Below are 12,020 nucleotides of genomic sequence, written 5' to 3'. Positions count from 1 at the left end.
GACTAATCACTACGGAATCAACCATAATCACTACGAAATGAAGCCTAATCACTACGAAATCAACTATAATCACTACGAAATGTAACATAATCACTACTTTTTCCACTATTTGGGTAAACGAAACACCCAGCAGCACTCTTACTATAAAGACCAAAATAAAAGAACCCCTTAACATTAAGGAGTCCTTTCCAAAAAGCTATTTCCCTTTCAAGCCTGATTCCAGAGCATCCAGCATTTCCTGCTTCTCTTGATCAGAGGCATTCTGCCAGATGACTTCGAACAGTACTCCCAGTCCTGGAAGCATTTTTTCCTCGCCGTTCTGGATGGCATCGACGATTGTATCTTTAAGTTCGTCCTGCGTATTTCCTGCTACATTTGAAATGACAGCGTTTCTAAGGTTAAGGTTCATCCTTGCTCAAACTCCTTTCAAATTTCCATTGCTGGTTATAGCTTTAACAATTTTGGTTTTATTATGTATTCGTTTTGAGCTATAATAGTAAAATTGAACAAGCCATAATAAAGGAGAGCCAGACTTGAAGTACATTCAATCTGATAAAAATCCGCAAGTCAAACAATGGAAGAAGCTGAAGACCAGAAAAGAGCGCGATAAGACGGGGATGTTCCTTGTTGAAGGCTTTCACCTGGTTGAGGAAGCATTGACAAGAAAAGACGATGTAGAAGAAATCATTTTAAGCGAAAAAACCGAACTGCCGCCGGGCCTTGATTACGGATCCGTACCAGTTACGGTCGTGACAGATGATATTAGCAAACAGCTTGCTGACACGGAGACGACTCAGGGGATTTTTGCCGTATGCCGGCAGCCGAAGCAGACGCATACAACTGGGAAAACCTATTTGCTGATTGATTCTGTCCAGGATCCAGGTAATCTGGGCACGATGATCAGGACGGCTGATGCAGCGGGTATCGATATGGTCATCGTCGGCAAAGGCAGTGTCGATATGTATAACCCGAAGGTCCTTCGTTCCGCGCAGGGAAGCCACTTCCATTTACCGGTTTTAAGCGGGGATCTATCCGAGTGGATCGTGAAACTGAGCGCTGATCATATTCCTGTTTTCGGGACGGCACTTGAGAATGGAGTCGTTTTTACAGAGGCTGACACCAGGGAAACCTTCGCACTGCTCGTGGGCAATGAGGGAAGCGGTGTAAATAAAGAACTGTTGACCAAAACAACGCAAAATCTTTATATCCCCATCTACGGCCAAAGCGAATCGCTGAATGTCGCAGTCGCAGCAGGTATCCTGCTATATTATTTGAAAACAGCAAAATAGGCTCGTTTTTTCTTAAAACCATTTGATACTGCGGAAAGAATATACTATAATTAACAGCAAAATTAATATTTCAAAAACGATGACGGAGAAGAGTAGCTTGAAGATGGCCATTCAGGGAGAAAATGCCGGTGACTGGAAGCATTTTTATGGATCAGGCAAGTGAAGTTCACCTCCAGAGTTGGCATCAGGACCGCTTTTTTCAAAAGTGTAAAGATGCATCGGCACAAGCCGTTATCTCAATGAAGCGAACACGTGATACATAACTGTATTGCCTGTTAAAAAGGGTGGTACCGCGAAACCAAGACCTCGTCCCTTTATCAGGGATGAGGTCTTTTTGTGTTCAAAAAAGTAGAATTTGAAGGAGGATTTACCATGCAGGATCGTTTAAAAGAACTGCAGGCTGAGGCTCTTGAAAAAGTTGCCGCAGCTGCTGACCTTAAGGAATTGAATGATATTCGCGTTTCCTATCTTGGAAAAAAAGGTCCAATCACAGAAGTATTGAAAGGAATGGGCAAGTTATCGGCTGAAGAAAGACCGAAGATGGGTGCCCTGGCCAACGAAGTCCGCGATGCGATTTCCGGCCAGATCGAAGTGAAGCAAAAGGAGCTTGAGGAAACTGCTGTCCAAAAGCAATTGGCAGCAGAAGAAATTGATATCACTCTTCCAGGCAGACCTGTTAAGACGGGCAGCCATCATCCGCTGACAAGCATCATCGAGGAAATCGAAGATCTTTTCATCGGCATGGGCTATACAGTTGAAGAAGGACCTGAAGTCGAAAAAGACTATTATAACTTTGAAGCGCTGAACCTTCCGAAAGGGCATCCGGCACGTGATATGCAGGATTCCTTCTACATCACCGAAGAAACATTGATGCGCACACACACTTCTCCTGTCCAGGCAAGGACAATGGAAAAACACCAGGGCAAGGGTCCTGTGAAAATCATCTGCCCAGGGAAAGTTTATCGCCGCGATAACGACGATGCAACGCACTCCCACCAGTTCATGCAGATTGAAGGCCTTGTTGTCGATGAAAATGTAAGAATGAGCGACCTTAAAGGAACGCTTGAAGTTTTTGCTAAGAAAATGTTCGGCGAAGACCGCGAAATCCGTTTGCGTCCTAGCTTCTTTCCTTTCACTGAGCCATCTGTCGAAATGGATATCTCCTGTAAAATTTGCGGCGGATCAGGCTGCAGCGTATGTAAGGGAACCGGCTGGATCGAGATCCTCGGAGCAGGAATGGTTCACCCGAACGTACTTGAAATGGCAGGCTATGATTCAAAGAAATACACTGGCTTTGCATTCGGAATGGGACCTGAGCGTATTGCGATGCTCAAGTATGGAGTCGATGACATCCGTCACTTCTATACGAACGACGTCCGCTTCTTGAAGCAATTTTCAGTTGAAGAATAAGGATTAGGAGGGAAAAACCATGTTGGTATCATATAAATGGCTGCAGGAATATATCGATTTGGAAGGCGTATCTGCTGAAGAGCTTGCCGAAAAAATCACGAAAAGCGGCATCGAAGTTGAAGGCGTAGAAAAATTAAATGAAGGCTTGAAGGGCGTCGTTGTCGGCCATGTGCTTGAATGCGAGAAGCATCCAAATGCTGAAAAACTGAACAAGACGCTTGTTGACATTGGTAACGGTGAGCCGGTACAGATCATTTGCGGCGCGCCTAATGTCGGCAAAGGGCAAAAAGTGGCGGTTGCAACGGTTGGTGCTGTTTTGCCGGGCAACTTCAAAATTAAAAAAGCAAAACTTCGCGGTGAAGAATCCCACGGGATGATTTGCTCACTTCAGGAACTTGGAATCGAAGGCAAGCTTGCGCCGAAGGAGTATGCAGAAGGAATCTACAATTTCACTCCTGACACAGAAGTCGGCCAGGACGCTCTTGAAGTCCTGAACAGGGATGATGAAATCCTTGAGCTTGGTCTGACGCCAAACCGTGCTGATGCGATGAGCATGCTTGGTGTTGCATATGAGGTTGGAGCTATTCTTGGAAAAGACGTTAAGCTGCCAAATCCACAGCCTGAAACTTCATCAGAACAAGCAAGTGATTATATCAACGTAACAGTTGAGGCAAAAGAAGATAATCCACTATATGTTGCAAAAGTGATCAAGAATGTCAAAGTCGGGCCATCACCAGTCTGGCTGCAAACAAGGCTGATGGCTGCTGGTATCCGTCCACACAATAACGTAGTAGATATCACAAACTTCATTTTATTGGAGTACGGACAGCCGCTACACGCATTCGATTACGATAAGCTCGGTTCAAAAGAAATCCTTGTCCGCCGCGCAAAGGATGGGGAAGTGATTGAAACGCTTGATGATGTGAAACGCACATTGACTCCTGATCACCTTGTCATCACGAACGGTACGGAGCCAGTAGCGCTTGCAGGTGTAATGGGCGGAGCGAATTCCGAAGTCAGCAGCGATACAACGACTGTTATGCTGGAGTCCGCTTATTTCACAGGAGGAGCCATCCGTAAGGCTTCAAAAGACCATGGCTTGCGAAGCGAAGCAAGCTCTCGCTATGAAAAAGGTGTCGATCCTGAGAGAGTCCGTCCGGCTGCGGAGCGTGCTGCTGAACTAATGATCGAGCTCGCCGGCGGTGAACTCCTAGGCGGAGTTGTCGAAGCAGATGCTTTGGAGGTAAGGCCAGCAGTTGTTTCAGCCACTCTTGGAAAAATCAATAAAGTTCTAGGTACAGAACTTGAAATGAAGCAGGTCGAAGAAATTTTTGCCCGCCTGAAGTTTGAAATATCTGTCGACAATGAGACAATCACGGTGACAGTGCCGACACGTCGCGGAGACATCACCATCGAAGAAGACTTAATCGAAGAGGTTGGCCGCCTGTATGGCTATGACAATCTGCCAACTACTCTTCCTGTAGGCCCATCTACACCGGGACATCTTTCCGAATACCAGAAAAAGCGCCGTGTGGTCCGCCGTTTCATGGAGGGAGCAGGGTTGTATCAGGCAGTTACTTATTCACTGACAAGTGCTGAAAAAGCAACACAGTATGCGTTGGATCATCGCGAACCGGTTGAACTGGCCATGCCGATGAGTGAAGACAGAAGCCTTCTGCGCCTGAGCATTGTGCCTCAGCTGCTGGAAGTGCTGAAATACAATAATGCTCGCCAGATTGACAGTGTCGCTGTTTATGAAACAGGAGCAGTCTTCCTGAAGAACACTAATGACGAGCTGCCTGAAGAGCGAGAGCACCTGGCTGCTGCGATTACTGGCCTGTGGGAAAGCCATCCATGGCAGGGCGAGAAGAAGCCTGTTGATTTCTTCGTTCTAAAAGGAATCGTGGAAGCTTTGTTTGCCAAACTCGGCATTGAAAGTCAGCTTGGATTCCAGAAGGCTGCGCTTGATGGATTGCACCCTGGACGAACGGGTGAAATTTTGCTGAACGGCAAAGTGATTGGCTTCATCGGACAGGTTCACCCGACGATGCAAAAGTCACTAGACCTGAAAGAAACGTATGTTTTTGAATTATCGCTTAAAGCTCTGTTGGAAGCTGAAACGGCACCGCTTCAATACACAGCCATCCCGCGCTTCCCGTCGATCACAAGGGATATTGCCCTTGTTGTTGACAAAGCAACGGCAGCAGGTGACCTGGAGACGATCATCACCGAAGCTGGCGGATCACTTTTAAAAGAAGTAAATGTTTTCGACCTTTACGAAGGTGAAAAAATGGAGCAGGGCAAGAAATCCCTTGCGTTCTCCTTGAAATACTTTGATCCTGAAAAGACATTGACGGATGAAGACATTGCAAAAGCACATAATAAAGTCCTTGCTGCACTTGAAGAAAAAGCTGGAGCAGTATTAAGAGGATAAAATTTAAAAAGGCAGCCCGCGGGCTGCCTTTTTATTATGTGATTGTGAGGGAGAATCGGGAAAATATGATCCAAAGACCAGGTGAAGTTCTTGGTTAATAGATAATCAACGAGGAAAATCAACGTGGTTACAGTAAATTATAGCTTTTGTACTCTACTAGCAATGGGATTCCGCGATCCAGCTAGAGATTCCCGCGAAACTTGAGCCTGATTCCGCGAAAACTGACTTCGATTCCGCGAAAAACACCCATAATTTCGAGAACTGGAAAAAACAGCTCGTTTTTTCCAGTTCTCAGGTCAACTCCCGAGTGATTTTCCAAATTTCAGGTCAACACCCGAGCAAAATTCCAGCTTTTATTTTACACTCGCGCTATCTTCTTCGCTTTTTCAGTATTCGCAAAATGGAGTTTGACGAAATCGGGCAGTACATCCACACCTTTTTCCAAAATCAGCCTGGCAGCTGCCTTATCAACAGCTGCGCCGGCGCCTTTCGGAATGGTGAATCCAGCGCGCTTGCTCAGGTTTTCGAAGTGGCGGACAAATGCATAGCGGGCAATCATCGAAGCGGCTGCGACTCCGAGATGGATTCCTTCTGCCTTTGTGCTGAACAAGACATTTTCCCTGATGATTTTCCGTTGGCCTTTCAAATGCGCAAAATATATAGGTTCTTTAGCGAATTCATCAATCAGGATCGCTTCGGGTTTTTCTGGGGCGATTTTATCAAGAACATGGCTGATGGCCTGATTGTGCAGCAGGGCTTTCATCTTTCCTTGCGACATGCCCTTCATTTGCATCTGGTTATATTTTTCATTATGTAATGTTAGCAGGCTATGAGGCAAAAAGGTCACTAGCTGTCTGGCAATCTCGATGATCTTATCGTCCTTGAGATTCTTGGAATCCTGGACTCCAAGCTCTTTTAGCACGGGTATATCCTGCCTTCTGACATAGGCGGCGACAACGGTGATCGGCCCGAAATAGTCCCCGGTTCCCACCTCATCTGAACCGATGATCGCTATTTCTCCGATATTTTTCGGCAAATGGGCTCCCGGTGCTGGCGCAGCACTCTTTTTCGCTGCAGGTGCCGTTGCAGTGCCCCACTTTGCTGCTTCACTTTCTCCGTCTTTCCCCTGGAATAAAACTTTCCCTGATTTATAGGCGGTGATCGCACAGGAAGGTGTTTTTGCGGCAAAAACACTGCCGGGCGGAAGTTTATCGATCAGGAACTTGCTGTAATACTCTTTCATCTTTCTGATTTCTTCCGGTTTTTTTTGAAGGACACTATTTCCCATGGCTCTACACTCCTTATTAAATTTAGACATTTTCTTCCAAAAACCATATCAATCTGACAGGCAACTACTTCCCAGCGTTTTACGTTCATGTTATAGTATAGAATAGGATTCTTATGAATGGGGGCATAAATGTTGTCAGACACAAAAAAAAATCGGTCGACTGTCGATATATATGGACAGCAGTATACAATAGTCGGCATAGAAAGCACCAGCCATATCCGGCTCATTGCCTCGATGGTAGATGATAAAATGCGGGAAATCGGTTCAGCGAATCCTTCACTTGATACTAGTAAATTAGCTGTGTTGACGGCTGTGAATGCTGTTAATGATTACATAAAAATGAAAGATCGTGTTGAATCGCTCGAAGCGGAAATTAAAAGGTTAAAGGACTGAATAATTCATGCTGGATCTTGCTGTTTTGGCTATATTGGTCATAGGCTTCATTGTAGGACTGAAGAGGGGGTTCATCCTGCAAACCATCCATTTGGCCGGTTTTATCGCAGCTTTCATTGTTGCGTACTTATATTACGATCAGCTTGCTCCCAAGCTGACTCTATGGATTCCATATCCAAACCTCGGCAGCAATACTACGTTGAATCTCATTTTTGAGAATGCCAATTTAGAAGATGCCTATTATCGGGCTATCGCGTTTGCGGCCATCTTTTTCGCAGTGAAAATCCTGCTCCAGATTATCGGATCCATGCTCGATTTTGTGGCACATCTGCCAATCTTGAAGCAGTTGAATGTCTGGGCAGGAGGATTTCTTGGTTTTATCGAAGTTTACCTGCTGCTGTTCATCGTTCTTTACATTGCGGCCCTGCTGCCAATCCAGGCGATCCAGGGACCATTGAACGATTCAATTCTAGCCGAAAACATCATAAAAAATACCCCGGTATTCTCTCAGCAAATCAAACAACTCTGGATTGAATACATGGCTGCATAACTTCTCTATTGCGGAGAAGTTTTTTTTATCGGGCCGAAAAATTTTCATTTAATTTCACAGTGGGGCATGTTTTCTATAAAATAGAAGACAATGACCAAGTCCGGAGTATAAAACCGGTCGAGAAATTGAGAAGGCGGGTGGAGATCATGTCTGTTAATAAAAAGGATATCGTGCAATTGCTTGAAACAATTGCTATATATATGGAATTAAAAGGAGAAAATCCATTTAAAGTTTCCGCATTCCGGAAAGCTGCAGCTGCTCTTGAGGGTGATGAACGCAGCATGTCGGAAATGGGCGATCTGACTGAACTCAAAGGAATTGGCAAAGGCACTGCAGGAGTCATCCAAGAGTTCATGGAAACAGGTCAGTCGACCGAGCTGAAGGAATTGCAGGAAGAGGTACCGAGCGGCCTCATTCCGCTGCTGCAATTGCCTGGAATGGGCGGCAAAAAGATTGCCAAGCTGTATAAAGAGCTGGGTGTGGAGAGTATCCATGACCTTGAGGAAGCTGCGAAGGCAGGGAAAATCCGTGACCTCGCAGGTTTCGGTAAAAAATCAGAAGAAAAGATTCTTGCTGGGGTTGAAAACTTTGGAACAAGACCAGAGAGGCTGCCGCTCGCCTATATGCTTCCGGTTGCCGAATTAATTGAGTCGTATCTTCAAAAGATAAAAGATATCGAACGATTTTCTAGAGCGGGCAGCTTGCGAAGGATGAGGGAGACAATCAAGGACCTTGATTTCATCATCGCTTCCACCGATCCTTCTGCTGTTAAGGACGAGCTGGTCAAGCTTCCGAAAATCAAAGAAATCATCGCTGCTGGCGAAACGAAGGTTTCTGTCACTCTTGGGCTTGATTATGATGTGAATGTGGATTTCCGTCTTGTTGATCCTGTGGAATTCGCGACCGCCCTTCACCATTTTACTGGGTCCAAGGACCACAATGTGAGAATGAGGCAGCTGGCGAAGGAAAAAGGAGAAAAAATCAGCGAATATGGTGTGGAGAACGTAGAAACGGGTGAAGTCACCACATTCAAGTCAGAAGAGGAATTTTATCAATATTTTGGCCTTCCTTTCATTCCGCCAGAATTGCGGGAGGATGGCTCGGAAGTAGAGTTATACAAAAAAGATTTGGAACTCATTGCGCTTGATGCCATCAAAGGGGATCTTCATATGCACTCAACATGGAGCGATGGCGGCCATTCAATTGAAGAAATGGCGAAGGAATGTATCGCTAGAGGCTATAAATACATGGCTATCACCGATCACTCCCAGTACCTGAAGGTAGCGAACGGTTTGACACCCGAACGCTTAAGGAAGCAAATAGAAGAAGTGAAAGAACTGAATAAGAAATTCAATGACTTCGCGATTTTGACCGGAATTGAAATGGATATTTTACCGGATGGAACACTGGATTTCGAGGATGAATTGCTTGCTGAGCTTGATTTAGTCATCGCATCGATCCATTCCTCTTTTTCACAGCCGGTAGAAAAAATCATGAACCGGCTGAAGACGGCTTTAGAGAATGCGCATGTAGATATCATCGCCCATCCAACTGGCCGGCTGATTGGCCGCAGAGAAGGATATTCTGTTGATATCGATATGCTGATCAAGCTCGCGAAGGAAACAAATACGGCGCTTGAACTGAACGCCAATCCTAACAGGCTTGATCTGGCAGCGGAATACTTAAGAAAAGCGCAGGATGAAGGCGTTAAAATCGTCATCAATACGGACGCGCATAAAGTGGACACGCTGGAACATATGGAGATCGGCGTAACGGCCGCCAGAAAGGGCTGGATCAAGGAATCATCCGTACTGAATGCTTTGGAATTGAAGGGTTTACTTGATTTCCTGCACGGCAGGGATCAATAAGGACTCTCAGTTCTTTGTAGAAGTGTCTAGCTCCAGCGCTTAGCCTCTGGAGACGTTTGTCTAGTGTCGCCTCCTAGAAACTCCGAAACTTCAACTCCGCCGGCAGAAGCAAAAAGCGCTTCTTTGTCGGAGTCTCCAGTTTCTGCGTTTCTGGGCAGTCGGCTACACTTTTCGATTTCGGTCCTGTCAATGAAGTCAAAGATCGACTTCACTGCTCGGCCCTCCGTGGCACACGATGTGCTAGACCCGCCAGCCACAGGATAAGGAAAGCTTCGAAGCAAAGCATCGCACGACCGAAAGCGGTAGCTTTTGGGAGGACGTGGCGTTTTTGGGCGGGCAGCGCTTGTCGGGGCTGACCAAAGCGCTTACGCTTTTCTAATAACCTTCGCTTAGGAAGAAGGAGGAAATTTTTGTGCAGCAACGAGTTTTGAAAACATTGGAATTTGATAAAATCAGGAGCCAGCTGGTAGAACATACATCATCCTCATTGGGACGGGATAAGGCAGTGGCATTGTTGCCTTCAATCGATTTTGCCGAAGTTTCACGCTTGCAGGAAGAAACGGATGAAGCAGCAAAGGTTCTAAGGCTAAAAGGGAATGTACCGTTAGGCGGTATCCACGACATCAGGCCACATGTGAAAAGAGCCCAGATTGGCGGGATGCTAAGTCCCCATGAACTGGTACAAGTGGCAAGCACGGTGCATGCCAGCAGACAGATGAAGCGTTTCGTCGAAGATCTACAGGAAGTGACCGAAGTGCCGATTTTGCTGAGCTACACCGAAGGCATCATTGTACTGGCAAACCTGGAGGAGTCGATCAGGAATGCGATTGATGAAGGCGGCGAAGTTCTGGATGGCGCGAGTGAAGCGCTCAGGTCGCTTCGCCAGCAAATGCGGACAAGAGAAGCAAGGGTGCGGGAGAAGCTGGAGAGCATGATCCGCTCATCCAATGCATCGAAAATGCTTTCTGATGCCATCATCACCATCAGGAATGATCGTTTCGTCATTCCGGTCAAGCAGGAATACCGTTCCCATTACGGCGGGATCATACATGATCAGAGCTCTTCCGGCCAGACGCTGTTCATCGAGCCGCAATCGGTTGTCCAGCTGAATAATGAGCTGCAGAACATCCGGGTGAAAGAACAGCAGGAAATCGAACGGATTTTGGCTGAACTGTCGGCACTGACCGCCGATTACCATGATGAGCTCTTGGAGATCGTGGGCATCATGGCCGAGCTTGATTTCATGTTTGCGAAGGCCCGATATGGAAGCAAGATCAAGGGTTCGAAGCCGATCGTCAATGACGAAGGCCGAATCAATCTTTTTCAGGCAAGGCATCCATTGATTTTAATGGACGAAGTTGTCCCGAACAGCGTTACTTTGGGAAGTGATTATACGACGATTGTCATAACCGGACCGAATACCGGGGGTAAAACTGTTACATTGAAGACAGTCGGCCTTTGCACACTGATGGCCCAGGCCGGATTGCAAATCCCGGCGCTTGATGGGTCGGAAGTCGCTGTATTTGGTTCAGTATACGCGGATATCGGGGATGAACAATCAATTGAGCAAAGCTTAAGTACCTTTTCGTCCCATATGGTCAATATCGTGGAAATCTTAAATAAGGTGGATTATAACAGCCTTGTTCTATTTGATGAACTTGGTGCCGGGACTGATCCTCAGGAAGGTGCGGCGTTGGCAATTTCCATCCTCGATGAAGTATACAAGCGCGGAGCAAGAGTCATTGCGACGACACATTATCCGGAGCTTAAGGCATATGGCTATAATCGCGAGGGTGTCATCAATGCAAGCGTCGAGTTCGATGTTGAAACACTGAGTCCGACTTATAAACTCCTGATTGGTGTACCAGGACGAAGCAATGCTTTTGAGATCTCAAAGAGACTAGGATTGAAGGATTCTGTCATCGAAACAGCCAGGTCCTATATCAGCGCTGACAGCAATGAGGTTGAAAATATGATTGCTTCCCTTGAATCAAGCCGCAAGCAGGCGGAAAGGGACAGGGATGAGGCGCATCAGCTCCTGAAGGATGCCGAAAACCTTCATAGAGACATGCAAAAACAGATGGCTGAATATTATCAGAAAAAAGATGAACTTTCCGAAAAGGCAAAAGTAAAAGCAGCATCCATCGTGGAAAAAGCGAAGGATGAAGCAGAAGAAGTCATCCGTGAGCTCAGGAAGCTGCGACTGGAAAAAGGTGCTGAAATCAAGGAGCATGAATTGATTGATGCCAAAAGGCGCCTAAGTGAGGCAACACCGGAACTCAACCAGGTGAAGAATGCCGGCAAGGCGAAGCCTGCGCGGCATGAATTCAAGCCAGGGGATGAGGTCAATGTTCTGACCTTTGGCCAAAAAGGGCACCTGGTGGACCGCGTGAATAATAAGGAATGGCAAGTCCAGATTGGCATTCTTAAAATGAAAGTGAAAGAGTCCGATATGGAATATATCAATACGCCTAAGCCAGTGGAAACCAGACCAATCGCCACCGTGAAAGGGAAGGACTTCCATGTAGGCCTTGAGCTTGACCTAAGAGGAGAGCGCTATGAAGATGCGCTTATGAGGGTCGAGAAATATATCGATGATGCCTTGCTTGCCGGCTACCCGCGCGTCAACATCATCCACGGAAAAGGAACAGGAGCATTAAGACAGGGTGTCCAGGAATATCTGCGCAACCACCGCTCCGTCAAGAAAATCCGCTTCGGAGACGCCGGAGAAGGCGGAACAGGTGTAACGGTAGTAGAATTCAAATAGTGACTCGATAAAAAAATACTA

The 12,020-nt window shown here is 46.4% G+C and carries 9 protein-coding genes and 1 other annotated feature; of the genes, 7 read left to right on the top strand and 2 right to left on the bottom strand.

Annotation, left to right across the window (positions count from 1 at the left end; translation table 11 throughout):
* Positions 1-196: 196 nt before the first annotated feature.
* Positions 197-409, bottom strand: coding sequence for a small acid-soluble spore protein SspI (gene sspI, locus J7E38_RS23385; protein ID WP_214704773.1), 213 nt, complete (start codon positions 407-409; stop codon positions 197-199).
* A gap of 124 nt (positions 410-533) precedes the next feature.
* Between sspI and J7E38_RS23380 the strand changes: the two genes are divergently transcribed.
* From J7E38_RS23380 to pheT, 3 genes are all read left to right on the top strand, one after another.
* Positions 534-1,289 (top strand): TrmH family RNA methyltransferase, encoded by a 756-nt coding sequence (locus J7E38_RS23380; protein ID WP_214704772.1) that lies wholly within the window; start codon positions 534-536, stop codon positions 1,287-1,289.
* A 70-nt stretch (positions 1,290-1,359) separates the two neighbouring features.
* Positions 1,360-1,606, top strand: a binding site (T-box leader).
* Positions 1,607-1,661: 55 nt separating this feature from the next.
* Entirely contained in the window at positions 1,662-2,699 is a 1,038-nt protein-coding gene (pheS, locus tag J7E38_RS23375) for a phenylalanine--tRNA ligase subunit alpha (RefSeq protein WP_214704771.1), read from the top strand.
* 19 nt (positions 2,700-2,718) lie between these two features.
* Entirely contained in the window at positions 2,719-5,133 is a 2,415-nt protein-coding gene (pheT, locus tag J7E38_RS23370) for a phenylalanine--tRNA ligase subunit beta (protein WP_214704770.1), read from the top strand.
* A 358-nt stretch (positions 5,134-5,491) separates the two neighbouring features.
* On the opposite strand, the gene rnhC is transcribed toward pheT, so the two are convergent.
* Positions 5,492-6,421, bottom strand: a complete 930-nt coding sequence (gene rnhC / locus J7E38_RS23365; RefSeq protein ID WP_214704769.1) for a ribonuclease HIII — start codon at positions 6,419-6,421, stop codon at positions 5,492-5,494.
* A 132-nt stretch (positions 6,422-6,553) separates the two neighbouring features.
* On the opposite strand from rnhC, the gene zapA reads away from it, so the two are divergent.
* The 4 genes from zapA (at position 6,554) to J7E38_RS23345 (ending at position 11,999) form a co-directional block, all read left to right on the top strand.
* The gene (gene zapA / locus J7E38_RS23360; RefSeq protein WP_144477805.1) at positions 6,554-6,814 is read left to right on the top strand and encodes a cell division protein ZapA; all 261 of its coding nucleotides are present in this window, start codon (positions 6,554-6,556) and stop codon (positions 6,812-6,814) included.
* 7 nt (positions 6,815-6,821) lie between these two features.
* On the top strand, positions 6,822-7,364 hold the full coding sequence (locus J7E38_RS23355; protein WP_214704768.1) for a CvpA family protein: 543 nt from the start codon (positions 6,822-6,824) through the stop codon (positions 7,362-7,364).
* Positions 7,365-7,510: 146 nt separating this feature from the next.
* The gene (gene polX, locus J7E38_RS23350) at positions 7,511-9,232 is read left to right on the top strand and encodes a DNA polymerase/3'-5' exonuclease PolX (protein WP_214704767.1); all 1,722 of its coding nucleotides are present in this window, start codon (positions 7,511-7,513) and stop codon (positions 9,230-9,232) included.
* 412 nt (positions 9,233-9,644) lie between these two features.
* On the top strand, positions 9,645-11,999 hold the full coding sequence (locus J7E38_RS23345; protein ID WP_214704766.1) for an endonuclease MutS2: 2,355 nt from the start codon (positions 9,645-9,647) through the stop codon (positions 11,997-11,999).
* Positions 12,000-12,020: the final 21 nt, after the last annotated feature.

The sequence above is a fragment of the Bacillus sp. ISL-35 genome, assembly GCF_018613355.1.
In the GTDB taxonomy this organism is placed as follows: domain Bacteria; phylum Bacillota; class Bacilli; order Bacillales; family Cytobacillaceae; genus Mesobacillus.
The sequence above is the reverse complement of the archived record's forward strand: the minus strand, read 5'-3'. Positions and strand labels throughout refer to the sequence as shown.